This window comes from Brevundimonas sp. AAP58 (assembly GCF_001295975.1).
Taxonomy (GTDB): domain Bacteria; phylum Pseudomonadota; class Alphaproteobacteria; order Caulobacterales; family Caulobacteraceae; genus Brevundimonas.
Window position 1 is genome coordinate 1 of sequence record NZ_LJHU01000035.1, and the last position, 24,592, is coordinate 24,592.

The following is a 24,592-nucleotide window of genomic DNA, read 5'->3' on the forward strand; positions in this document are numbered from 1 at the left end:
CGGCGGGCCGAGAGCCGCGATCCGTTCGGCCGCCGGTTCGAACCACAGGCCCTGGCGGTGTTCGGCCAGCCGCTTCCACGGAAACAGCTCGCCCGGATCCTGCTTTCTGGTCGGAGCAACATCGGAGTGGCCGAGGATGCGCGCGTCCTCGATGGCCCAGCGGGTGCGGATGTCGTCGATCAGGGCGATGACCGCGTCGATCTGGACATCGGGAAAGGCGCGATAGCCCCACTCATGGCCTGGATTGACGATCTCGATGCCGATCGAGACCGCGTTGACGTCGGTCTCGCCCTTCCACCAGCTCCTGCCGGCGTGCCAGGCGCGACGCTCCTCGGGCACGAGCCGCAGGATGGAGCCGTTCTCGTCGACGACATAGTGGGCGGAAACCTTGGCCTCGGGATCGCGCAGGCGAGTGACGGCGGCCTCGGCGGTCTGCATGCCGGTGTAGTGGAGCAGCAGCATGTCGGGCGGGCCCCGACGCTGGTCGAAGTTGGGAGATGGGGCCTCGAGGATGTTCAGGGGCACAATCAGCGCCCGTGACGCTCCCAGCCGTAGGCGACCCAGGTGTCGCCGACCTTCTCGGCTTCGATGACGTGGTCAGAGCGGCGCGCGCGGACGAAGGCGCGGCGGCGGGCCCGCATGGCGAGGCCCGCGAAGAAGACCAGCACGCTGGCGCAGAGCGCGATGACCGCCACGGCAGCGGCCGTGAAGACCGCCAGCACAGCCCCGACCGTCAGGGCCGCCACAGTCGCGATCACCCCGCCTAGCCACATGATCGGAGCAAGAAGCCCCTGGTGGCGACGGTGCTGAAAGCCGAGCGAAGCGAAACGATCGTTGGTCATTCCATATCCCTGCTGGGCGAAGGCCGGTGGAAAGGACCAACGCCTGAACCATCAATGTCGGTCCACAAGCATGAACCGTCAATGACCGGACGCATCACAGGCGAGTGTGCCGCAGGGCGGCTCACAGCGGCTGGTCGGCCAGGACGGTGGCGCCCTCGCCCCGCATGCGCTGAGTGCGGATCTCGCCCAGCACCCTCTGCGCCTGCGGGTCAGCCATGACGCCGCCCAGCATGACTAGGGCACGGGCGGCCTCGGACTGGACGCCGAACGCTTCGGACAGGGCCTCCCACGGGGACAGGGGCGTCGGGAAGCGCTTGTAGCGCACTGACTGATCGGCCGGGATCTCCGCCAGTTCCTTGGCCTTGGCGATGGCTTCGGTGAGGCCGCCGAGCTGGTCGACGAGGCCCAGGCTGCGGGCCTGCGCCCCGGTCCAGACGCGGCCGCGGGCGATCTCGCGAACGCGGGCGGCGGGCAGGCGGCGGCCGGTCGAGACACGCTGGACGAACTCCTCATAAGTGCGGTCCATCGAGGCGGAGAAGGCGGCGCGCTGGCTCTCGGTCCAGGTCTCGGACGGCGAGAAGGCGTCGGCGTACTCCCCGCCGACCGACAGGCTGCGCAGATCGACGCCAAAACGGCCGAGCGCCTCGGAGATGACGAAGGTGCCACCATAGACACCGATCGAGCCGGTCAGGGTCGAGGGCTGGGCGACGATCCAGTTGGCTTCCGAGCTGATCCAATAGCCGCCGGATGCGGCGTATTCGCCCATCGAGACCACGACCGGCTTGCCGGCCGCCTTGGCCGCGCGGACGGCCGCAAGGATCTGCTCGGACGCCTCGGGCGAGCCGCCGGGAGAAGAGACGCGGAAGACGATCGCCTTGACCGCGTCGTCCTCGATGGCGTCGTAGATGGCCTCTGCCGTGCGGTCTGAATAGATCGAGCTACCGCCGCCGAAGCCGCCGGACCCGCCCGCGCCCGTCAGGATCGCGCCCTCCCCGCCGACGATGGCGATGGCGTTGCGGCCCGAGCCGGTGCGCAGTCCCTTGGTCTCGGCGTAGTCTTCGAAGGCGATGATGTCGGAACCGTTTCCAGCCCGACGCTTGGCCTCGGCCTCGGCTTCCTCGACCTGGCCGATCTTGTCGATCAGCTTGAGCGACAGGGCCTGCTGGGCCGAATAGGGGCCGGCCTCGATGGTGGTGCGGAGCGCCGCCGGCTGGACGCGGCGGTCGGACGCCGCGTTGGCGAGCGCCGAGTCGTAGATCGAGGTCATCCACGCCGTCATCGCCTCGCGGTGCGGGCCGGTGTAGTCGCTCTGGGTGAACTCATTGACGGCGTTCTTGTATTCGTAGCGCTGCTCGAACTGGGCGTTGACGCCGTAGCGTTCGAAAGCCCGGCCGAGGAAGACGCTGTCGGCCGAGAAGCCCGTCGCCTGGAAGCTGGCGGTGTTCTGCATCCACAGTTCGGACGCCGAGGCACCGACCATATAGCTGGAAATGACGGTCCCGATCGGCAGGAAGCCCTGGGAGTGGGCGATCACAGGCTTGCCCGCCGCGCGGAAGCGACGGACGGCCTGACGGAGTTCGTCGGCGGTGGCAGGGTTCAATCCGGCCTCGGGCAGGCGGATCAGCAGCACCTTCACGGCGCGATCGGTCTCGGCCTGGGCGAGCACATCGACCACTTCCATGACCGACAGGCCCGAGCTGCCGAAGGCCGCGAAGGGATTGTCGCTCTCCTGATCGGTCAGGCCCTGACGCAGGTCCAGCTCCAGCACAGAGTTGGCCGGGGTCGTGGCGGGACTGGCGGTGGCGGCTGCCCCTATGATCAGGACGATCGGCAGGACCACCAGGAACAGGATTAGGCCGGTGAAGACACCGAGCACCGTCAGGAAGAATTGTTTCATGGGCGGGGGAGCGTCCGGTCAGGCGGCCGAAAGGGGCCTCGGATCGACCATAGGCACGGGACTGTCACCGTCAAATGAAGGTCGCGTAACCGGCGAAAGGGTCACACCGAGCCGAGTGTCCGCAGCCGGGCGCGCGGATGAACCTCGTTCTGGCTCATGACCACCGTCTGTCCCCGGAAGCGTTCGATGATGGAGCGGACGTAGGGGCGGATCTGGGGGCCGGTCAGCAGCACGGCCTGGTCGCCCGACATGGCGATGCGCTCGAACACGTCGCGGACATTCCGGATGAAGTCCTGAAGGCGGCTGGGGGCCATGGCCAGCTGCTTGTCCTCGCCCTGACCGACCAGGGCCTCGGCGAAGGCAGCCTCCCATTCCGGGGACAGGGTGACGATAGGCAAGGCGCCGTCCTCGGCCTTGTGCTGCCAGCACAGCTGGCGCGCGAGGCGGGTGCGGACATGCTCGACCAGGGTGGTGACGGAGTTGGAATGCGGCGCGGCCTCGGCCAGGCCTTCGAGGATGGCGCCGAGATCGCGGATCGAGACCTTCTCGCGCAGCAGGGCCTGCAGCACCCGCTGGAGCGTGGTGACGCTGACCACCGACGGGATCAGTTCATCGACCAGCTTCTTCTCTTCCGGACCCAGCTCCTTCAGCAGCTTCTGCACCTCGGCGTAGGAGAGCAGGTCGGCCATGTTCTCCTTGAGGATCTCGGTCAGGTGCGTGGTCAGCACCGTCGAGGGATCGACGATGGTGTAGCCGCGGAAGGTGGCCTCTTCCCGCAGGTTTTCGTCGATCCAGGTGGCGGGCAGGCCGAACGCGGGCTCCTTGGTGTGTTCGCCGGGCAGTTCGACCTGACGACCCGTGGGGTCCATGGCCATGAGCGAGCCCAGCCGGACTTCGCCGGTCCCGGCCTCCATCTCCTTGATGCGGATGGCGTAGCCCTGGGTCGGCAGGCGCATGTTGTCGAGGATGCGCACGCTTGGCATGACGAAGCCGAACTCCTGCGCCAGGGCGCGGCGCAACGCCCGAACCTGATCGGTCAGCCGGCGGCCCTCCAGGTCGTTGATGAGGCTGAGCAGCGAATAGCCCAGCTCGATCTTGACCTCGTCGATGGTGAGCGCCGTGCCGATCGGCTCCTCGACGTCCTCCTTGGGCTTGGCGTTGACGGCGTCGTTCTCGATGGGGGGCGGCTTCAGCTTGGCCCGGCCCAGGCGCCATGCCATGAAGCCCGCGCCAGCGGCCAGACCGAGGAAGGGCAGGATCGGCATGCCCGGGATCACGGCCAGCAGGGCTGAGGCCCCCGCCACCATACCGAGGCTGACGGGGTTGGTGGCGAGCTGGCTGACCAGAGCCTTGTCGGCGGAGCCTTCGACGCCGGCCTTGGACACCAGGAAGCCCGCGGCGATGGAGATGATGATGGCCGGGACCTGGGTAACGAGGCCATCACCGATCGTCAGCTGGATGTAGGTGTTGGCCGCATCCCCCAGCGGCAGATCGTGCTGCAACGTGCCGATCAGGATGCCGCCGATGATGTTGATGAAGACGATCACAAGACCCGCGACCGCGTCGCCACGCACGAACTTGGAGGCACCGTCCATGGCGCCGAAGAAGGTTGATTCCTGCTCCAGCTCCTTGCGGCGCAGCTTGGCCTGATCCTCGGTGATGAGGCCGCTGGACAGGTCGGCGTCGATCGCCATCTGCTTGCCGGGCATGGAGTCGAGCGTGAAGCGGGCCGAGACCTCGGCGATGCGGGTCGAGCCCTTGGTGATCACCACGAAGTTCACCACCAGGATGATGGCGAAGATGATCACGCCGATGATGAAGCTGCCGCCCATCATCAGGGAACCGAAGGCGGCGATCACCTGCCCGGCGGCATCGTGGCCCTCATGTCCGTGGGTCAGGACCAGGCGCGTCGAGGCCAGGTTCAGGCCCAACCGGAACAGGGTCGAGACCAGCAGGACGGTCGGGAAGATGGCGAAGTCCAGCGGCTTCTTCATCATCAGCGCCGTCATCAGGATCAATACGGACGACACCAGCGAAATCGCCAGAAGGAGATCCAGAAGGAATTTGGGGACGGGCAGGATCAGCAGCAGGATGACGCCGATCACGCCGACGGCCATCCCGACTTCCGAGCGCATCAGCCAGCCGCGCACGTCCTGCGCCGAGGGGCGCGCCAGGCCGTCCTTCATCAGGATGGGCGCGTCGGTCATGCCCGTCCGAGTTCAGCCAAAGCCAGACGGGTCGCCTCGGCGATCACGCCCTCGTTCTTCGGGTCGTCGGAGGCGGCGTGATAGTAGGCGGCGACGATCACCGGAGCGCCCGACGGCGGATAGAGGACGCCGATGTCGTTGGTCGGGCCATAGCCGCCGGTCCCGGTCTTGTGCGCCACGGTCCAGCCGGTCGGGACGCCGGCCTTGATGCGGGCCATGCCGGTAGGGGTGTCGATCATCCACTTCAGCAGGAGCGCCTTGTGGTCGGCCGACAGCGGCGTGTCGGCGTCGACGAGCAGGCGCTGGATGTTGGCGACAGACTGCAGCGGCAGGATGGTGTCCTTGTCCCCGTCGAGGCGGTTCATCTCGGGCTCGAAGCGGTCCACGCGCGTCGTGGCGTCGCCGAGGTCGCGATAGAAGGCCTGCATCGGCTCCAGCCCGCCCATCGCCTTGAGCAGGAGGTTTGCGGCCGGGTTGTCGGAGACCTCGACCGTGCCCTTCATGAGGGCCTCGACGCTGAGCGACGAACCGATGGCGGGCTCGGTGACTGGCGCATGGCTGACCATGTCGGCGCGGGTCACCGGTATCATCCGCTCCAGCCGCTCCTCGCCCGCCTGAACGCGCAGCAGCGTGGCCGCAGCAAGGAACATCTTGAAAGTCGAACAGTAGACGAACCGCTCGTCGCCGCGCCAGGCCAACACCCGACCCGTGCCCATGTCCTTGGCCGCGAAGCCGAGGCGGCCGCCCTCGCGGGCTTCGAGGGTTGAAAGGTCGAAGGGTTCAGGGGCGGAGGGTGCGGGCGGCGCGACAGCGGCCGCGTCCCCTTCCCGCGCGCAGCCAATCAGGCCGAGGCCGCCCAGAGCCCCGAGGACGGCGCGACGATCCATCAGGCCGCGCTCGCGCCGTAGCCGGTGCCGGCGACGCCGGTCTGGGGAGCCATGATCGGCGTGCCCTCGTCGGCGTATTCATTGAGCTTGTTGCGCAGCGTGCGGATCGAGATGCCCAGGATATTGGCGGCGTGGGTCCGGTTGCCGAGGCAGTGCGCCAGGGTGTCCAGGATCAGGGTTTTCTCCATCTGGGCGACGGTCTGGCCAACATAGGCGCGAGACACTGCATCCGCGGTCTGGGCCGCGCGCGCGGCCGGGCCGCTGTCCACAGACGCGCCCACAGCACCGGACAACGGTTGACCGTCGGGCAGGCGGATGGCGTCGACGTCGATCTCGGTCCCGACGGCCAGCAGGACCGCGCGGTGCATGGCGTTTTCCAGTTCGCGGACGTTGCCGGGCCAGCGGTGAGCGGCTAGAGTCCGACGCGCGTCGGCAGACAGGGGCCGCACGGGCACGCCGTTGGCGGCGGCGTATTTCTTGACGAAGTGATCGGCCAGGACCGCGATGTCGCCGGGGCGTTCGCGCAGGCTGGGCAGGCGCAGGTTCACGACGTTGAGGCGATAGAGCAGGTCCTCGCGGAAGGTGCCTTCGGCCACGGCCTTGGCCAGATCGCGGTTGGAGGTGGCGATGATGCGGATGTTGACCGGCACGGGCTTGGTCCCGCCGACGCGGTCGATGACCCGCTCTTGAATCGCACGCAGCAGCTTGGCCTGAAGCCGGGCGTCCATTTCACTAATTTCGTCCAGCAGCAGCGTGCCGCCGTCGGCCTCCTCGAACTTACCGATGCGCCGGGCGACGGCCCCGGTGAAGGCGCCCTTCTCGTGCCCGAACAGTTCTGATTCCAAGAGGTTGTCGGGAATGGCGGCGCAGTTGACGCTGATGAAGGGGCGCTCGGCGCGCTTGGAGTGGGTGTGCAGATAGCGCGCCATCACTTCCTTGCCGACGCCGCTTTCGCCGGTGATCAGGATGGAGGCCTCGGACCGTGCGACCTGGTCGGCCAGCTGCGTCACCGCCTTCATGGCCGGATCGGCGGAAATCATCGGCCGCTCGTCGTCGGCGACCGCCGCCAGCACCGCCGCGATCAGATCGGCCTCGGGCGGAAGCGGAATGAACTCCTTGGCACCGGCCCGGATGGCGGCGGCAGCCTTTTCCGCGTCGTTGTCGACGCCGCAGGCGACCACAGGGACATAGATTCGCTCAGCGTCATTGGCGGCGATCAGGGCCCCGATGTCGAGGTTGTAGTCGACCATGAGCAGGTCAGCCCCCTGCCCGCGCCGGAGTTGTTCCGTCGCCTGATCCGTGCGCTCGACGTGGTTGACCTTGGCGCCGTGCGCCATGGCCATCTTCACCGCCGCCGCCAGCTGTCCGCTGAGCCGTCCGACCACCAGAAGCCGCATGGGTCTTCTCCTTCAGAGCCTACTGTCGAGGATCAGGCCTAGATGGCCTGGTCCTCGGTCTTGATGATTTCCGTCATGGTCACGCCCAGGCGGTCCTCGACGACGACGACCTCCCCGCGCGCGACCAGGCGGTTGTTGACGAAGATGTCGATGGCCTCGCCGACCTTGCGATCCAGCTCCAGCACCGAGCCCCGGTTGAGCTTGAGCAGTTGGGCGACCGTCATGTGGGTCTTGCCGAGCACGGCTGAGATGTTGACCGGCACGTCGAAGACGGGCGCCAGATCGACGGCGGCCTTCTCTCCGGCGTCGTCGACGGTGGCCAGCGCGGTGGAGTCGGGGAATTCTTCGAGCGCGAGATCGTCGGCCATCAGAAGCTGCTCCGGGGGGAAAGGGGTTCGCCGTGTCCGGCCTCGGCGGCGAGCGCCGAGCGCAGGGCGGTCGACAAGCGTTCGGCGACGGCACCGGGATCGAAGTCAGCGCGGCCGTCGGCCCATTCGAGGGCGAAGGCAGCCGCCGGCAGGCTCGGATCGTCGCGGAAGGCGACCGCACCGGTGAAGCCGGCGTCCGCAGCCACGGCCTCGATCTTCGTGCGAGCCTCGTCGTCGAGGCCCGAGGCGCGGACGACCAGGCGTGGCGTGGCGTCGATCTCCTGGCCCAGCGTTTCCAGCGCCGATTGCAGCGGGCCCTGAGGCATCCGCTCCAGCGCGCTAGAGGCGATCACGCGGGCGGCGGCCAACGCCAGTTCGGCGGACTGTTCGCGGTGGCTCTGGGCGACCTGTTGCAGGGTTGGCATGGCATCGGAAAGCGCCTGGCCTATCGCGGCGAGACCCATGGCGCGGATGCTGTCGGCTTCGGCCAGAGCGGCCTCCCGAGCTTCCAACCGGGCCTGGGCGACCAGCGCCTCGACCTCGGCGGGCATGTAGGCGCGCTTCATCGGGCGGAAGGTCGAGGCCCGCACGACCGTGCCCGCGTCGTCGAACTCGGTATCGAAGGCGAAGGGGCGGCTGACGATGGGAGCGGTCTGGGTCATGTCAGTAGATCAGCTCGTCGTCGCCGGACGCACCCGCCAGCATGATCTCGCCACGCGCCGCCAGGTCCTTGGCCACGGTGACCATGGCCATCTGGGCGGTATCGACATCCTTCAGACGAACCGGACCCATCGATTCCATGTCCTCGCGCATGATCTTGGCGGCGCGCTCGGACATGTTGGTGAAGAACATCTCGCGCAGGCTTTCGGACGCGCCCTTAAGCGCCAGACCGAGCTGGTCCTTCTCGACCGCACGCAGCAGGGTCTGGACCCCGCCGGGATCGAGCTTGGACAGGTCCTCGAAGACGAACATCAGGGCGCGGATGCGCTCGGCCGATTCGCGGTTTCGTTCCTCCAGCGCGCCGATGAAGCGGGCCTCGGTCTGGCGGTCGAAGGCGTTGAAGATATCGGCCATCGCCTCGTGGCTGTCGCGCTTGGAGGTGCGCGCCAGGTTCGACATGAACTCGGTGCGAAGGGTCTGCTCGATCTTGTCGAGGATCTCGCGCTGGACCGGCTCCATGCGCAGCATCCGCTGGACGCATTCCAGGGCGAAATCCTCGGGCAGGGCCGTCAGCACGCGCGCGGCGTGGTCGGGCTTCACCTTGGACAGGACCACGGCGACCGTCTGGGGGTATTCGTTCTTCAGATAGTTGGCGAGGACGGCCTCGTTCACATTGCCGAGCTTGTCCCACATGGTCCGGCCGGCGGGACCCCGGATTTCCTCCATCAGGCCTTCGACCCGCTCGGGCGGCATGAAGGAGGCGAGCAGGCGCTGGGTCTGTTCGAAGCTGCCCATGACCGAGCCCGAGCCGGACATGCCGGACACGAACTCGACCATCAGCTCCTCGACCACCGAGGCGCTCACGGTGCCCAGAGCCGCCATGGCCTGGGAGATTTCCTTGACCTCGTCGTCGTCGAGGCTCTGCCATAGCCGCGTGTGATCCTCGCCGAGCGCCAGCAGGATGACGGCGGCCTTCTCCGGCCCCGACAGCTTCTTGGCGTCGTCGACCGAGGCTTTCTTGCTGACCATGCGGGCCGCCATCAGCCCTCATGCACCCAGCTGCGGAGGATCGAGGCCGACTCCTCCGGATGTTTTTCAACGAAGTCCGCGACCTTCTTGACGGAGGAGGCCTTCACCTGTCCCTCGATGCGGGCGATGTCGAGCCGCTGCTCCATCTCGGACGGTCCGGCCAGCTGACCCATCGGGCCGCCGACCACGGTGGTCTGGAGCGACGTGACCGGGACCTGGCCGCCCGCCGCGCCAGCGCCGGCACCGGCACCGGCCAGAGCCGGGACACCACCACCCGTGGCCGATTTGATCAACGGCCGCAGCACGAAGAAGATCAGCAGCAGTCCGGTGATCAGCAGCACCAGAAGCTCGACGCCCCGCATGATGTCGTTGCGGGTGAAGTTGAACAGGGGATCGCCCCCGTCGGTGCCGCCCGCGGTGATCAGGGCGTCCCGGTTGAAGCGGACGTTGGTGACGCGCACCTGGTCGCCGCGCGCCTCATCGAAGCCCATGGCCGCCTTCACCAACTCCTCGATCTGGGTGATCTCCTCGGCCGAGCGCGGCGCATAGGTCGGCTCTCCGCCCGGCTCGGCGGCCGGCGTCAGCACACCGTCGACGGCGACGGCGACCGAAAGCTTCCGAACCTCGCCCGGCTCCTTCACGGTCGTCGTGGTGGTGTTGGAGATCTCGTAGTTGGTGGTCTCGCCGTTAATGGTCTCGGTCGACCCCAAAGGGGTTTCGGCCGGAGCCTCGCCGCCAGGAATGTTGTTCGCCGCCGTCGCGCCACCGTCGGACACGCCCGTGGTGTCCTGGGACTGGCTGCCGTTGGTCGAGGTCGAACGGACGACCTGACCGTCGGGATCGAACCGCTGCTCCTGGGTGGTGGAGCGCGCCATCTCGATGTCGGCCGTGACCTGGACGCGCGCGGCACCAGGACCGACCACGCCCTCGACCAGGTCCTTGATCCGGGCCTGGAGCTGAGCCTCGGTCGTGGCCTTGGCGTCGCGGGCAGTGGCGGAGGTGAAGCCCTCCTCGTCATCAGCCGCGGCAAGCGTCTGGTTGGTCTCGTCGACGACCGTGACCTTGCCGGGCTTGAGGTTCGGCACGGACGAGGCGACCAAGGCCCGGATCGCCCGAACCTGATCAGGCGTCAGAGCGCGCCCATTGAGGCCAACCACGACAGCGGCGGTAGGCTCTGCTGCATTGGCCTGGAAGAGCTCGCGGCGCGGCAGGGCGATCTGGACCCGAGCCGACGATACGCCTCTCAAAGACATGATGTTGCGCGCCAGTTCGCCCTGGAGCGCGCGTTGCTCGTTGATCTGTTGCTGGAACTCGGTCTGCCCCAGCACGGACTGGGTGTCGAAGATCTCGTAGCCGACCGAGCCCGAGGTCACGAGACCGCGCCCCGCCAGCATGAGCCGCGCCTCGGCGACCTGATCGCGGTTGACCATGATGGTCGAGCCGTCGCCGCGCGTGGCATAGGGAATGCCCGCCTGCTCCAGCGAGGCGGTGACCTCGCCCGCCTCGCGCAGGTCGAGGCCGGAATAGAGCAGCGCGTCCGGCGCCTGGCCGATGCGGGTCATCAAGAGGATCAATGCGATGGTCACGCCCGCGCCGACCCCCAGCACCATGGCCAGGCGACCGATCCCGAATCTCTGCAACGCCGCCGTAAAGCCGCCCACGCGTCCCCACCCGATACTTGGCGAGGTTCAGCTGCAGCCCCGCTAGGCAGAAACTGCCGCCCGTGTGGTTAATGGCGGTTTAAGCGATGGCCCTAAGCGAAGGCGAAAAGCAGACGGCCCTGTCCCATGCGCTCGCGCAGCATCGGCAGATCGGCGTGGGCGGTCGAAAAGCAGCCGTAGGATCGGCCCAGCTTGCCTTCCCGCTCCAGGAAGGTCGGTTCGGCATAGTCCGCGCCGTGGACGATGATCGCCCGGTCGCGCGCCAGGTTGTTGGTGTACTCCAGCCCGTCGAGGAGGACGTTCGGTCCCTGCTGAGGCCCCCAGCTCGGCCCGGCCGTGGCGTACGCCCCGACGGACGACATGTGGCTATCCGGTTCGTTGGAGAACCGACGCGCGAAGCCGGAATGTTCGGGGTCCGAGCCTCTGCCGTGACTGGTCCTTAACGCCGTGACCCGGCCGCCGATCAGGTCGACTTCAAAAAGGCGGGTGTCGCCGGAGAACTTCTGAAAATCGACGAGATACATCCGGTCACGCAGCGGCAGGCGTTCGTGATGGATGTCGAGCGCGGCCATGGCGCGGCTCATGAGCTCCGGGCGAACCAGACGCTGGGGGTCGAGCGGCGGGGGTGTGATCTGAACGGCGGGCGTGTAGGTCGGCTGGGGCGGAGGCGGCGGCAGTTCGGCGACCGTGATCGGCGCGGGAGGCGACGCGGCCGTGGCGCAACCGGCCAGCATGGCCGAACCACCCAGGATCAAGCCTCGTCTCGACAGCCGCATGCGACGCCCTCGTAGCGGTTGAACCGAAGTCACGACGTGTTTCACAAATCGACCCGCCGCAGCAAGCCAAGGCTTGGCGACAGACCGACGCGGGGTAAGGTGCACGACAATAATCGGGAGGCGTTCATGAAGTCCTTTGCTCTCGCCTTGCTCGCGAGTTTCGCCGTCGTCGGCGCTTCGCAGGCGCAACAGAGCCCGCCATCACAAGCGAGTTCTTCGGGCGGCGAAACCCTGTTCGTCCAGGCGGGGCGGCTTCTGGCGGACCCCGAGAGCGGCGTTGTGCTGCGCGATAAAACTATCGTGATCTCGGGTGGCCGGGTCGTCGAAATCCGCGACGGCTTCGTCGGAGAAGGCCATGTCGTCGATTTGCGTGAGCATTTCGTCCTGCCCGGCCTGATCGACAGCCACGTCCATCTGACCAGCCAGCAGAACCCGAACGCCCGTCTGATGGCGGTGACGGAGAGCGACGCGGATCGCGCCATTCTGGGTGCCCAGTACGCCCTGCGGACCCTGCGCGCAGGCTTCACGACCGTGGCCGATCTGGGCGGACCGAACGACTCCGTCTTCGCCCTGCGCGACGGGATCGCGGCGGGTCAGATTCCTGGACCGCGCATCATCGCTTCGGGCCGGTCGATCTCGATCCACGGCGGGCACGGCGACGTGAACGGCTACAGCGAGGACATCATGCACCTGCTGTCCTCCGAGAGCATCTGCTCGGGGCCGGAGGACTGCATGCGGGCGGTGCGGACCCAGGTCCGGGCGGGCGCCGACGTGATCAAGATCACGGCGACGGGCGGCGTACTGTCGAACACGGCCGCGGGTCTGGCCCAGCAGTTCACCGACGCCGAGCTGGCCGCCATCGTCGAAGCGGGCCATCGCATGGGCCGCCGCGTCACCGCCCACGCCCACGGCGGAGACGGAGTCAACGCCTTCCTGCGGGCCGGCGGCGATTCCATCGAGCACGGCACCTATCTCGACGACGAATCTATCCGTCTGTTCCGCGAGACCGACGCCTATTTGGTGCCGACGTTGCTGGCCGGCGACTTCGTGGCTCGTGTCGCCTCAAGCCCCGGCAACTTCTTCACGCCCGCCCAGACGGCCAAGGCGCTGGAGGCCGGGCCGAGGATGCTCGACATGGCGCGCCGTGCGCACGCCGGTGGCGTCCAGATCGCCTTCGGCACCGACAGTGGCGTCTCGGCCCACGGCAACAACGCCCAGGAATTCGCCCTGCTGGTCCGCGCGGGCATGACGCCGCTGGAAGCGATCCGGTCGGCCACGGTCGTCGCCGCCGAGCACCTGCAGCTGTCCAATGAGGCGGGCCGCATCGCGCCCGGCATGCCCGCCGACATCATCGCCGTCGACGGCGACCCCTTGGCCGACGTGACCGTGCTGGAGGACATGGACTTCGTGATGCGGGCGGGCATCGTTCACCGGAACGATTGAGCCTCGACGCTCGCGCTTTGAATGAGGGCGGGGTCGGGCTAGACGGCGCGGCATGACCCTGCCCCATCCCCTGCCCCACCTTTCGGCCGTCGCCGACGACTACGATGTGCTGCTGTGCGACGTCTGGGGTGTGATCCACAATGGCCGTGAAAGCTGGCCCGTGGCGTGCGACGCCCTGATCCAGTTCAACCGCCGGGGTGGTCAGGTTGTGCTGATCTCCAACTCGCCGCGTCCGGCGTCCGATGTGATCGAGCAGCTGGACCGCCTCGGCGTGCCGCGCGAGAGCTGGCAGGCCTTCGTGACCTCCGGCGACGCGACGCGGGCGGAGCTGGCCAAACGCGCGCCCGGACCGGCCTGGATCATCGGCCCGGATCGAGACTGGCCGCTCTATGAGGGTCTCGGGCTAGAGCGGGCGAAGGGCGCTGAGGACGCCGCCTTCATTTCCGTCACCGGCCCTGAGGACGACGAGACCGAGACGCCCGAGGACTATCGCGAGCGGCTGACGCCGGCGGCCGAGAGCGGGCTTGAGCTCATCTGCGCCAACCCGGACCGGATCGTGCAGCGGGGGGACAAGATCATCTACTGCGGCGGCTCGCTGGCCGACCTGTACGAAGAGCTCGGCGGGCGGGTGACCATGGCGGGCAAGCCCTATGAACCGATCTACGCGCTCGCCATGACCGAGGCGGAACAGTTGCTCGGCCGGACAGTGGATCGGTCTCGCGTGCTGTGCATCGGCGACGGGGTGGTGACGGATGTGCTGGGGGCCAATGCCCAGGCGCTGGACTGCCTGTTCATCGCCCAGGGCATCCACGGCGACGCGGCGCGCGGCGAGGGTGGTCAGCTGGATCCCGAACGCGCGGGGGCCTTGTTGAGGGCCGAGACGGCGTATGCTCGCTACGCGGCGCTGGAACTGCGGTGGTAGTTCTCGCCAAATCACAACAGCCCCGCTAACACCGGGCGATGATCACAGGACCTCACCCCTCGGGCGGCTACATCCTCGAAGAACTGTCGCCAGGCATGGTGGCGGTCAAGGAGGTGACGGTCACCGAGGATCGCATCGTCCAGTTCGCCGAGGCGTCGGACGACTTCAATCCTGTGCACATGGACGAGGCATTTGCCTCCAAGACCGCCTATCGCGGGCGGATCGCGCACGGGCTTCTGAGCGCCTCGTTTGGCTCTGCGGTGGTGGGAACCATTCTGCCGGGCGCGGGTGCGATCTACCTCAGCCAGACCCTCGCCTTCCATAAGCCGGTCCGGATCGGCGACGTGGTCCAGGCGCGGATAACCGTTGCGGCGGTCGACGCCGAGTCGGCGCGCGTGACCCTGCATACCGAAGGCTATGTCGGCGGCGAACTCATCATGGGCGGCGAAGCGATCGTGCGCGTGCCGCGCCGCCGCCGTCCCGCCAAGAACTGACCGGGGCCACCGTGCCGATCCAGATCGTCACCGGCTGGCGCGACCTCGCTCCCGATCATCGCGGAGCCGCTGCGGCCGTGGGGGCCTTCGATGGCGTGCATCGCGGCCATCAGACTGTGATCGGTGCCGCGCGCGAGGCCGCAGAGCGCCTGCACGCCCCGCTCGCGGTGGTCAGCTTCGAGCCCCATCCGCGCCGCTGGTTCCAGCCCGAGGCCGCGCCGTTTCGCCTGATGACCACCAGCCAGATGGCGCGAGCCCTCGAGGAACAGGGCATTGAGCGGCTGCATCTGCTGCCCTTTGACGCTGAAATGGCGGCCATGTCGGACGAAGCCTTCGCCCGCGACGTGCTGGCGGGCGGGCTGGGCCTGAAACACGCCGCCGTCGGCTTTGACTTCACCTACGGCAAGGGACGCACCGGATCACCAGAAGCCCTCGCCCGGGCCGGGAGCGAACTGGGCTTCAGCGTTTCCGTCACCGAGCGCGTCGATGACCAGAGCGGCCTGAAGCTGTCGTCCAGCGCCGTGCGCGAGGCGCTGGCCGCAGGCGACATGGCGCGGGCGACGCGCATCCTGGGCCGACCCTTCGCCATCGAGGGCGAGGTGGTCCACGGCGACAAGCGCGGGCGCACCATCGGCGTGCCGACCGCCAATGTGCGCATGGGCAACTACATGCGTCCGGCCTATGGGGTCTTCGCCACGCGGACGCGGCTGGCGGACGGGCGGGTGGTCGACGGGGTCGCCAATCTGGGCGTACGGCCCATGTTCGAGACGCCCGAGCCTCTGCTGGAGGTCTGGCTATTTGACTTCTCGGGCGACCTGTATGGCCAGGTCGTGGAGACCCAGCTGATCGCGCGGCTGCGCGGCGAGATGAGCTTCGACGGGCTGGACGCGCTCAAGGCGCAGATCGAGGCGGACGCCCGGGCGGCGCGGTTGGCGCTGGCCGCGGCCTGATCAGCCCGCCCGTTCAGCCACCGCCATCAGGGTGTCGTAGAGCGAGGTCGTGCCGTCAACGATGTCCTCGATCTTCCAGTTCGGGCCTTCGCGGACCAGTTCCAGCGTCAGGGTCTTGGCCTCTCCGCCGTTGGTGAAGCTGACGTTGGCCTCTGCCGTGTTGGTGTCGGCCTGGGCGACCGCCAGCGCGGTGACGACGAACTCGCCCTGGTCCTGGCAGCCGCACAAGGGGTCATAGTTCAGGGTCGGAACGTCGCCATTGGCTGCCCGCGCGTCGGCACCGATCAGGGCGTTCATGGTGCGCGAGAACAAGGGGTCCCGCCCCGGTGCGGGCGGCTCGCCGGTCGGGCCACCGGCGGTATAGCGGGCGTAGAGGGCGCGCACGAAGGCCTCAGGGCTCTCGGCCTGGACGGCATAGACGGCCTCGCGGCTTCGCGGGTCGGCGGAGGGCGCGGCGGCCTCGGGCGCGGCCGGGGTTTGAGCCTCTTCAGCCGGGGAGCAGGCTGCGACGGCGGTCAGGGCGGCCAGCGAGATCAGGATGCGCATGGATGGTCTCCCCACTTCGGCATCCCCTGTCGAACGCCGGTCGGATCAGACGTTAGCCGAACGCGCCGCTTTTCCCAGCCCCCCGGCCCTGATAGACCGCCACCATGCAAGGGCGCACGATCCTCTCGATCCGGATTACCGGCCCGGCGGCGTAAGTCGGGGCGCACAGCCCCCGCGCCGACCGGGTCCGATCCCACGCCAAACGCCCATCGACTTATCCGAGACAGACCATGTCCGACGCCCCGACCGATTCCGCATCCGCAGGCCGCGACTATCGCGAGACAGTCTTCCTGCCCGAGACGCCGTTCCCCATGCGGGGCGGCCTGCCGCAGAAGGAACCGCTGATCATCGAGCAGTGGGGCGATCTGTACGGCCGCCTTCGCGCCGAGCGCCAGAAGCAGAACGCGCCGCTCTATGTGCTGCATGACGGCCCGCCCTATGCCAACGGCGACATCCACATCGGCCATGCGCTGAACAAGACGCTGAAGGACTTCGTGGTCCGGTCGCGGTTCCTGCTCGGCTATGACGTCGACTATGTGCCGGGCTGGGACTGCCACGGCCTGCCGATCGAGTGGAAGATCGAGGAGCAGTTCCGGGCCAAGGGGCGGAGGAAGGACGAGGTCTCCAAGGCGGAGTTCAGGAAGGCCTGCCGGGAGTATGCGGCGGGCTGGATCGGGGTGCAGGCCGAGCAGTTCAAGCGGCTGGGCATCACCGGCGACTTCGCCAACCGCTACGCCACGATGGACTTCGGCACCGAAGCCGCGATCGTGAAGGAGTTCCACAAGTTTAAGAACTCGGGCCAGCTGTATCGTGGATCGAAGCCGGTGATGTGGTCGCCGGTCGAGCGGACGGCGCTGGCCGACGCAGAGATCGAATACCACGACCACGTCTCGCCGACGATTTGGGTCAAGTTCCCGGTCATCGCGGCGACCGACGACCATCCCGATGACCTGCTGGCCTTCCGCCATCAGACGCCCAGCGTGGTGATCTGGACGACCACGCCCTGGACCATTCCGGCCAACCGGGCGATCAGCTTCGGGCCCGAGATCGCCTATGGCCTGTACGAGGTGCAGTCGATCGAGCAGGGGCTGGAGTTCCAGCCCTGGGCCAAGGCGGGCGACCGGCTGATCCTGGCCGACAAGCTGGCCGAGGAGGTGATGAAGGCGGCAAAGGTCGCGACTTTCACCCGCGTCGACGACATCGATCCGGCGGGTCTGGTCTGCGCCCATCCGCTGGCCGAGCTGGACGACGGCTACCGGTTCAACGTGCCGCTGCTGGACGGAGACCACGTCACCGACGACGCCGGTACGGGCTTCGTCCACACTGCGCCGGGGCATGGCGCGGACGACTATGAGGTCTGGCGCGCCCACGGCCATCACGAGGTGCCCGATACGGTCGATCCGGACGGGGCCTATTATCCGGGCGTGCCGCTGTTCGCCGGGCTCAAGATCCTGGAGACCGAGGGCAAGAAACTGGGCAAGTTCGGCCCGGCCAACACCGCCGTCACCGAGAAGCTGATCGAGGCCGGGACGCTGCTGGCCCGGGGGCGGCTGGAGCATTCCTATCCGATGAGCTGGCGCTCGCGGGCGCCGGTGATCTTCAGGAATACGCCGCAGTGGTTCATCCGCATGGACCAGGCGCTGGACCACGGCACAGGCGAGACCCTGCGCGAGGTGGCGCTGACGTCAATCGACCAGACGGCCTTCCATCCGGCGGCGGGCAAGAACCGCATCCGCTCGATGGTCGAGGGCCGGCCCGACTGGCTGGTCAGCCGGCAGAGGGCCTGGGGCACCCCGCTGGCCATGTTCGTGGACAGGCACACCGGCCAGCCGCTGCATGATCCGGAGGTCGACGCCCGCATCGTCGCCGCCATCGAAAAGGGCGGGGCCGACGCCTGGTTCGAGACGCCGGACGCCGAGTTCCTGGGCGCGCATGATCCGGCGCGCTACGAGAAGGTCGAGGACATCCTGGATGTCTGGTTCGACTCGGGCTGCACCCATGCGTTCGCGCTGGAGCCACGCGATCCGGCCAAGGGCTATGTCGGCAACCGTCCGAGCCACTGGCCGGCGGACCTGTATCTGGAAGGCTCGGACCAGCATCGCGGCTGGTTCCAGTCGAACCTGCTGGAGGGGTCCGGCACGCGGGGCCGCGCCCCCTACAAGGCCGTCCTGACCCACGGGTTCACCCAGGACGAGAACGGCGAGAAGATGTCCAAGTCCAAGGGCAACACCGTCGATCCCGCCGTGGTCATCAAGGAGAGCGGGGCCGACATCCTGCGCCTGTGGGTGGCGCTGGTGGACTATGCCGAGGACCAGAGGATCGGAAAGCAGATCCTGCAGACCACGGTCGACGCCTATCGCAAGCTGCGCAACACCGTGCGTTATCTGCTGGGCGCACTGTCGGACTTCGACGAGGCGGAGCGGGTCGGATACGACCAGATGCCGCCGCTGGAGCGGTTCATCCTGCACCGGCTGTGGGAGCTGGATCGTGACGTGCGCGCGGCCTACGAGACCTATCGCTTCCAGGACGTGGTGCGCCCGGTGCTGGAGTTCTGCGCGGGCGATCTGTCGGCGCTGTACTTCGATATCCGCAAGGACAGCCTGTACTGCGACCGGCCCGACGCGATCCGGCGGCGCGCGGCGCGGACGGTGATGCAGGAGGTCTTCCTGAGGCTGACCGCGTGGCTCGCGCCGCTGACGCCCTTCACCATGGAGGAGGCGTGGACGACGCGCTATCCGGACGCGGGCACGAACTGCGCCCGGGTGATCCCCGAGACACCGGCGGATTGGGAGAACGCTCAGCTTGCTGTAAGGTGGGCTCGTATAAACGAAGTCCGTGATGTCGTGCTGGGTGCGCTTGAACAAGCACGGCGTGAAAGGCTGATCGGTTCGAGCTTAGACGCGGCCGTGACAATCTACCTAGATCGCTCCTTTGCTCAGGCGGAACACGGTTTCGATCCCTTAGAGGACTTCGAGGTTCTCGGACTTACAGATCAACTTGCCGACGTGCTTATTACGAGCGTAGCAAGTGTGACCGATGAGCGCGCACCGTCAGACGCCTTCGGACTCTCGCAGTTGTTCTATGCCAAGGCGGTCATCGCGCCGTCACTCTATCCGAAATGCGCCCGCTCCTGGCGGCGGGTGCCGGATGTGGGGTCGGACCCTGACTACCCGGACCTGTCTGCGCGCGACGCTGACGCCGTTCGGTGGTGGGACGCCCAACAAGCCTGATCGCGGATACAAAAAGGGCCCGCGGAGGACCGCGGGCCCTTTCTTCTTTGGGTCGCCCAGACTTACTGAGCCGCCGCTTCCGGGGCCGGGACCACAGTCATGGTGCAGCCGCCGCCGATGCGCTGGGCGGTCTCGCACGGATAGACCTGCTGCACCTCGAACGCGGGGTTGAAGCGCACGATCACACCATTGCCCGCCGCGCACTTGGCCTCGAAGAAGCTGCCATTGGCGTTGGCGCCCATGTAGCGGCCCTGCGTGACGTCACAGGCGGCGGCTTCAGCGTTGGACGCGAAGCGCGCCTTCAGCGTCGCGGCCTGTTCGGCGGCGGTCGAGAAGCGGCAGGTCCCGTTCTGGGTGATGATCTGGGCGCACTCGGTGACCTTCCACCCGGTCGGCAGGCGCTCCAGCCAGGCCCCGTCGACGCCGTCGCAGCCGACTTCATAGATCAGGTTGTCGTCGCGCGACTTGCCGATCGAGGCGGCCTCGTTGACCGTGCAGCGGAAGCCCGCCTCGGTCGCATAGACGCTGACGACCCGAACGACGTCCGTGTTCTGCGGGATCGCGCACTGGGTGCCGACGTCGGCGGCGGGGTCGCGCGCGCGTTCGATGTCGGCCTGACCGGCCAGAAGCACGCAATCGACGGCCTGCGGCGGGGTCGAGTTGATGAGGATGTAGCCCGGTCCCGCGGCGCAGGTCGCCTCATAGCTGAGCTCACCGGCATCGGTCTGGCCCAGCAGATTGGCCTGGGTCACCTGACAGCTGACATTCGCAGCCGTCGCGATCACCTGGGCCCGCTGGGCCAGCTCTTCCGGCGTCGGCGGTGGGGGGGCGCTGTTGCGATTGCGGCGGTTGCGGCCAGTCTGTTCCTGACTGCGGTCATTTTGGTCCTGAACCGCGTCCTGCATCTGGTTCTGCTGCTGATCGGCCGGGTTGGTGCCGACACCCAGGTCCTGGGCCGAGGCGAAGGTCGCGCCGGATGCCAGGATCAGGGCCAGTCCGGCTGCAAAAAAGGTACGGGTCATCGACACTCAACAGGCTCCTTGACGCTCTGGTCTTTGCGCGCAGCCTTGGAGCCCGCTCGGGTCGAGGTCAAGACCGTGACGCGGCGGAAACTGGACGCGCCCATGAACGCCCGCTAGGGTCAGCCCGTTGCGATTGGAGACGGACTTGGCGGACGGCGGCATCATTCTCGACGACCAGACGCTGGACATTCCGTCCGAGCCAGTCTCAGCCCGCGGCCTGACCTATCCCCTGGGTGCCAGCCCCGAGCCCGGTCAGGCGATCGAGGCCGCGCCCGGCGTGCTGTGGCTGCGCATGCCGCTGCCGATGGCGCTGAACCACGTCAACGTCTACGCCATCGACGACGGCGAAGGCTGGACCATCATCGATACGGGCCTGCGCACCCCCGACACGATCCAGGCGTGGGAGGCGGCCCTGGCCGGGCCTCTGGGCGGACGGCCAGTCACCCGCGTGATCGCCACCCACATGCACCCGGACCACATCGGCCTGGCGGGCTGGCTGGCCGAGCGGTTCGACGCGCCCTTCCTGATGACGCGGCTGGAGTATGTCACCGCCCGCATGCTGATCGCCGACACCGGCCCGGCCCCGGAAAGCGGCGCGCGCTTCTTCCACGCCGCCGGCTGGGAGGACGCGCGGATCGAGAAATGGCGAGCCTCCTACGGCCTGTTCGCCAAGGGCGTCGCACCGATGCCGCCCAGCTACATGCGCCTCAGCGAAGGCGACGTCCTGTCGATCGCCGGCCACGACTGGAGCATCCTGATCGGCGACGGCCACAGCCCCGAGCACGCCTGCCTGTGGAGGAAGTCCGACAACGTCCTGATCTCCGGCGATCAGCTGCTGCCGAAGATTTCGTCCAACGTCTCGGTCTGGCCGACCGAGCCGATGGCCGATCCTCTGGATGACTGGATGGCCTCTCTGGACAAGCTGGAACAGACCCTGCCGGCCGGGACCTTCTGCCTGCCCGGCCACGGCGAGCCCTTCATGGGCGTCCTGCCGCGCGTCCAGGCGTTGCGACGCGGGCACGAGGTGGCGCTGAAGCGGCTGGAGCGGACGCTGCGCACCCCCAGCCGGGCGGTCGATGTCTTCCCCGCCCTGTTCGCACGACCCGTCGGCGACGGCCTGTTCGGCATGGCGACCGGCGAGGCCATCGCTCACCTGCACTATCTGGAGCGGCGCGGCCGCGCCCAACGAACCCCCGACGCCCTGGGCGTCGACTGGTGGACCCTCACACAAAAGGAGACCGGGGCATGAGCGAGCCCGTCCTGACCGAGCTGAACAACGGCGTCCTGACCGTCACCCTGAACCGGCCCGAGAAGAAGAACGCCATCACCCAGGCGATGTACGCGGCGCTCGCTGAGGCCACGAACCGGGCGCGGACCGACGATGCCGTGCGGGTCCTGCTGTTCCGGGCCGAGGGCGACAGCTTCTCGGCGGGCAACGATATCGCCGACTTCATCGCCATCGGCCAGTCCGGCGGCGGCCAGGTGATTGACGCGCCGGTGTTCCATTTCCTCAAGGCGCTCGCCCATCTGGACAAGCCCGCCGTCGCCGCGGTGCGCGGCCGGGCCGTCGGCATCGGCCTGACGCTGCTGCTCCATTGCGACATGGTGGTGGTGGCCGACGACGCCCTTCTGTCCGCGCCTTTCGTGAACCTGGCGCTTGCGCCCGAAGCCGCGTCATCGCTCCTGCTGCCCATGGTCGTGGGCCATCAACGCGCCTTCGAGATCTTCGCGCTGGGAGAGCCCATCGACGGCCGCACGGCCCACGCCTGGGGCCTGGCCAACCGCGCGGTTCCGTCCGATCAGGTCGATGCCACGGCCGCCGAACTGGCCGCCAAGGTCGCCGGTCGCGCGCCCAACTCCATCAAGAAGACCAAGCGCCTGATGCGTGACGCCGAGCGCCTGTGGGCTCTGATGCAGGAGGAAGGCGAGGCCTTCGGCTCCCAGATGTCGAGCCCGGAGGCGATGGAGGCCTTCATGGCCTTCACCCAGAAACGCGCGCCGGTGTTTGGCTGAGGCTCAGGCGGCGAACACCTTCCCCATCAGCCGTTCCAGGGCCTCTGCGTCGACCCTGTCGAACGCCGCCTTCCGCGTCGCGTCGACGTCGAAGACGGCGATCAGCCGGCCGTCGCCATCGAACACGGGCACCACGATCTCGCTCTCAGACCGCCCATCGCAGGCGATGTGACCCGGGAAGGCGTGGACGTCCTCGACGATCTGGGTGACGCCAGTCTCTGCCGCCGTCCCGCACACCCCTCGCCCGAAGGCGATTCGCAGGCAGCCCAGCGTGCCTTGATACGGACCCACGACCAGCTCACGCGCCTTCGTCGGATCCACGACATAGAAGCCGGTCCAGAAGTAGTCCTCAAAGGCGTCGGCCAGGATCGACGACACCGTCGCCATCCTCGCCACACGGTCGGTCTCGCCCTCCAGTACAGCCAGAACCTCTGCCTCGACTTCGGCATAGCGGGCGGCCTTGTCGGCGGGACGGTCGGTGCGGGCGACGTAGGACATGAAGATCACGGCTCGGGCGAAATCGGACGCGGCAAATAGGAGCAGCCGCACCCGAAAGCGAGCTTGCCGCTCGCGTAGCAGGCGTAAATCGCTGTTTTCTGTGGATGAAGCGTGAGCGCGCCCCATTCGCGCCACGGTGCGGCAACGCTTTGTCGGCGAACCGCGTTAACCATTTTTGTAAGTTCACTGGACCCCGACGCGGGTTTGGGAAATGGTTAACGCCGGGGCGAGGCCAAGGCCAACTTGGGGTGCAAGCATGCGCGATGGCGAGGGCAAGACGGACCAGCGTCCACAACGCCGCTGGCGCAGACCGGCTGCCGCCGTGGGCGCGATCGCCGTCATCGCCATGATCGCAGGCTCGATCGCAAGCTGCAGCGATCAGAACTTCTCCTTCCTGCGGCGCGGCGACGCCGCCGCCGCCAACGCTAACGCCAACGCCTGTCCCCGCCCACCATCGATCACGGGGGCTGAGTTCAACGCTCAGGAGGCGGGGCTGCGACAGCTGCGCCGTGCGGCCTTCCGCGGCGACTTCTTCGCCCAGCTGGAGCTCGGCAGCCGTTACGCGGCCATTCGCGCCACCGACAAGAACATCGAGGACCCGATCGAGAGCGCGGTCTGGACCGGTCTGGCTCTGGCCAACGACGAGGGCTTCGCCCCGATCAACCGGGTTGACCGCGGTGGCTTCGGCGGCTGGCGGCCGGTGTCGCGCTACGACGACTGCCGGGCCTGGGAACGTCACGTCGCCTATCGGCGCCTCGACGCCCAGCTCTCGCGCATGACGATGGAGGAGCAGGCTGAGGTCCGCAACCGCATGATCTACGTCCTGTCGACCCAGGACGCAGACGGCTTCCGCACGCTCGCCCGGCTGCACGACGAGCTCTATGGCCCGTTCGGCGAACCGTCCGACAACCGCGAGGCGCGAGAGGCCCAGGGCGGACCCGGCGGCCGTCAGACCGACCCCCGTCGGAGGGGCTTCTATTCGGCCATCAACCTGTTCCCCCGGAACGACGTCGACGCTTACCTCTACAACTATCTGGCGGTTCAGACAGGCGACGTCGGGGCCTATGTCCTGCTCAGGGACTTTGAGCGCTCCACGCCCGCCCGCTCCCGCTATGGCGCCTTCGTCGAGGCCAAGGCCCGCCAGTGGGTGCCGCCCTACGAGTTCTATCCGAACGAGGCCCCGGCCTCGGGCGTGCCCTTCTCGGACGAAAGCCGCCCCCGCGGCGACGCCTACGAATATGCCCTGGGCCGCATGACCGAGCTGCCCTTCGTCCACGTCGGCCGCGCCTTGCGCTACCTCGGCGTGACAGAGACGGTGGCGGAACGCCCCAACGACCTCTCGGCCCGCCAGATCCAGACCCTGGAAGCCATGCTGGGCCACGCGATGGAATCTCGCCTCAGCTCCATCGAGATGGTTCGCGCCATCCAGCTGGCAGCGATGAACGGCAGCTCGGAGGCACAGCTGGTGCTGGCGGTCATGTATTCCGAAGGCATCGGGGTGCCGGCTGACTACGCCCGTGCCTTCCACTGGTATTCCCAGGCCGACCGGCAGGGCAGCCCGGAGGCCAAGTTCGCCATGTCGACCTACTTCGCGCTCGGCGTCGCGGGCGTGGCGGATCAGGACAAGGCTCAGGCGGTCGCGCTCCGCATCGATTCGGCTCTTGCGGGCTTCGGCCCCTCGGCGTCTCGCCTGCAGGCGGTCCTCGCCCAGGTTTCCCGTTCGCAGCGCCGCTAAGGAAGGGCCGATCCA

Annotated in this window: 22 protein-coding genes; 8 read left to right on the top strand and 14 right to left on the bottom strand. The window is 67.9% G+C overall.

Annotated elements, in window-relative coordinates; translation table 11 throughout:
* The 11 genes from IP78_RS04930 to IP78_RS04980 form a co-directional block, all read right to left on the bottom strand.
* Positions 1 to 525 (bottom strand): N-acetylmuramoyl-L-alanine amidase (locus IP78_RS04930; RefSeq protein ID WP_197272378.1); only part of this gene is annotated, 525 nt, incomplete at its 3' end.
* A 2-nt stretch (positions 526 to 527) separates the two neighbouring features.
* A complete protein-coding gene (locus IP78_RS04935) occupies positions 528 to 842 on the bottom strand; it encodes a hypothetical protein (RefSeq protein WP_054110596.1) in 315 nt (104 codons plus the stop codon).
* A gap of 121 nt (positions 843 to 963) precedes the next feature.
* Positions 964 to 2,739, bottom strand: coding sequence for a signal peptide peptidase SppA (gene sppA / locus IP78_RS04940; RefSeq protein WP_054110597.1), 1,776 nt, complete (start codon positions 2,737 to 2,739; stop codon positions 964 to 966).
* 101 nt (positions 2,740 to 2,840) lie between these two features.
* The gene (gene flhA, locus IP78_RS04945) at positions 2,841 to 4,946 is read right to left on the bottom strand and encodes a flagellar biosynthesis protein FlhA (RefSeq protein ID WP_054110598.1); all 2,106 of its coding nucleotides are present in this window, start codon (positions 4,944 to 4,946) and stop codon (positions 2,841 to 2,843) included.
* Positions 4,943 to 5,833, bottom strand: coding sequence for a class A beta-lactamase (bla, locus tag IP78_RS04950; RefSeq protein ID WP_054110599.1), 891 nt, complete (start codon positions 5,831 to 5,833; stop codon positions 4,943 to 4,945). The genes flhA and bla overlap by 4 nt, the downstream gene beginning before the upstream one ends.
* Entirely contained in the window at positions 5,833 to 7,230 is a 1,398-nt protein-coding gene (locus IP78_RS04955) for a sigma-54-dependent Fis family transcriptional regulator (RefSeq protein ID WP_054110600.1), read from the bottom strand. The genes bla and IP78_RS04955 overlap by 1 nt, the downstream gene beginning before the upstream one ends.
* A 38-nt stretch (positions 7,231 to 7,268) precedes the next feature.
* Positions 7,269 to 7,601: a flagellar motor switch protein FliN gene (gene fliN / locus IP78_RS04960; protein WP_156320290.1), complete on the bottom strand. Its 333-nt coding sequence runs from the start codon at positions 7,599 to 7,601 to the stop codon at positions 7,269 to 7,271.
* Entirely contained in the window at positions 7,598 to 8,260 is a 663-nt protein-coding gene (locus IP78_RS04965) for a flagellar assembly protein FlbE (protein WP_054110602.1), read from the bottom strand. The genes fliN and IP78_RS04965 overlap by 4 nt, the downstream gene beginning before the upstream one ends.
* Before the next feature lies 1 nt (position 8,261).
* Positions 8,262 to 9,299, bottom strand: a complete 1,038-nt coding sequence (gene fliG / locus IP78_RS04970; protein ID WP_054110603.1) for a flagellar motor switch protein FliG — start codon at positions 9,297 to 9,299, stop codon at positions 8,262 to 8,264.
* Entirely contained in the window at positions 9,299 to 10,948 is a 1,650-nt protein-coding gene (fliF, locus tag IP78_RS04975; protein ID WP_082384852.1) for a flagellar basal-body MS-ring/collar protein FliF, read from the bottom strand. The genes fliG and fliF overlap by 1 nt, the downstream gene beginning before the upstream one ends.
* 92 nt (positions 10,949 to 11,040) lie before the next feature.
* On the bottom strand, positions 11,041 to 11,724 hold the full coding sequence (locus tag IP78_RS04980; RefSeq protein ID WP_054110604.1) for a murein L,D-transpeptidase catalytic domain-containing protein: 684 nt from the start codon (positions 11,722 to 11,724) through the stop codon (positions 11,041 to 11,043).
* 126 nt (positions 11,725 to 11,850) lie between these two features.
* Here IP78_RS04980 and IP78_RS04985 point away from each other — a divergent pair, with 126 nt between their 5' ends.
* The 4 genes from IP78_RS04985 to IP78_RS05000 are packed head-to-tail and all read left to right on the top strand — an operon-like array spanning position 11,851 to position 15,533.
* Positions 11,851 to 13,167 carry an amidohydrolase family protein gene (locus IP78_RS04985; protein WP_054110605.1) on the top strand — a complete coding sequence of 439 codons (1,317 nt, stop codon included), beginning with the start codon at positions 11,851 to 11,853 and terminating at the stop codon, positions 13,165 to 13,167.
* Between the two features lie 52 nt (positions 13,168 to 13,219).
* Positions 13,220 to 14,089 carry a TIGR01459 family HAD-type hydrolase gene (locus IP78_RS04990; protein WP_054110606.1) on the top strand — a complete coding sequence of 290 codons (870 nt, stop codon included), beginning with the start codon at positions 13,220 to 13,222 and terminating at the stop codon, positions 14,087 to 14,089.
* A 41-nt stretch (positions 14,090 to 14,130) separates the two neighbouring features.
* Positions 14,131 to 14,583 carry a MaoC family dehydratase gene (locus tag IP78_RS04995; RefSeq protein ID WP_156320291.1) on the top strand — a complete coding sequence of 151 codons (453 nt, stop codon included), beginning with the start codon at positions 14,131 to 14,133 and terminating at the stop codon, positions 14,581 to 14,583.
* Between the two features lie 11 nt (positions 14,584 to 14,594).
* On the top strand, positions 14,595 to 15,533 hold the full coding sequence (locus IP78_RS05000) for a bifunctional riboflavin kinase/FAD synthetase (RefSeq protein ID WP_054110608.1): 939 nt from the start codon (positions 14,595 to 14,597) through the stop codon (positions 15,531 to 15,533).
* Here IP78_RS05000 and IP78_RS05005 read toward each other — a convergent pair whose 3' ends face one another.
* Positions 15,534 to 16,079 carry a DUF3828 domain-containing protein gene (locus IP78_RS05005; RefSeq protein WP_054110609.1) on the bottom strand — a complete coding sequence of 182 codons (546 nt, stop codon included), beginning with the start codon at positions 16,077 to 16,079 and terminating at the stop codon, positions 15,534 to 15,536. It lies immediately after the preceding gene.
* 230 nt (positions 16,080 to 16,309) lie between these two features.
* Here IP78_RS05005 and ileS point away from each other — a divergent pair, with 230 nt between their 5' ends.
* Complete coding sequence (gene ileS, locus IP78_RS05010; RefSeq protein WP_054110610.1) at positions 16,310 to 19,309, top strand: isoleucine--tRNA ligase; 3,000 nt, start codon at positions 16,310 to 16,312, stop codon at positions 19,307 to 19,309.
* Between the two features lie 62 nt (positions 19,310 to 19,371).
* On the opposite strand, the gene IP78_RS05015 is transcribed toward ileS, so the two are convergent.
* Positions 19,372 to 20,331: a hypothetical protein gene (locus IP78_RS05015; RefSeq protein WP_054110611.1), complete on the bottom strand. Its 960-nt coding sequence runs from the start codon at positions 20,329 to 20,331 to the stop codon at positions 19,372 to 19,374.
* 145 nt (positions 20,332 to 20,476) lie between these two features.
* On the opposite strand from IP78_RS05015, the gene IP78_RS05020 reads away from it, so the two are divergent.
* Complete coding sequence (locus tag IP78_RS05020) at positions 20,477 to 21,580, top strand: MBL fold metallo-hydrolase (RefSeq protein WP_082384854.1); 1,104 nt, start codon at positions 20,477 to 20,479, stop codon at positions 21,578 to 21,580.
* Positions 21,577 to 22,344: an enoyl-CoA hydratase gene (locus IP78_RS05025; RefSeq protein WP_054110612.1), complete on the top strand. Its 768-nt coding sequence runs from the start codon at positions 21,577 to 21,579 to the stop codon at positions 22,342 to 22,344. The genes IP78_RS05020 and IP78_RS05025 overlap by 4 nt, the downstream gene beginning before the upstream one ends.
* A gap of 3 nt (positions 22,345 to 22,347) precedes the next feature.
* Here IP78_RS05025 and IP78_RS05030 read toward each other — a convergent pair whose 3' ends face one another.
* Positions 22,348 to 22,842: a GAF domain-containing protein gene (locus IP78_RS05030; RefSeq protein ID WP_054110623.1), complete on the bottom strand. Its 495-nt coding sequence runs from the start codon at positions 22,840 to 22,842 to the stop codon at positions 22,348 to 22,350.
* Between the two features lie 256 nt (positions 22,843 to 23,098).
* On the opposite strand from IP78_RS05030, the gene IP78_RS05035 reads away from it, so the two are divergent.
* The gene (locus IP78_RS05035) at positions 23,099 to 24,577 is read left to right on the top strand and encodes a tetratricopeptide repeat protein (protein WP_054110613.1); all 1,479 of its coding nucleotides are present in this window, start codon (positions 23,099 to 23,101) and stop codon (positions 24,575 to 24,577) included.
* The last annotated feature ends 15 nt before the right edge of the window (positions 24,578 to 24,592 follow it).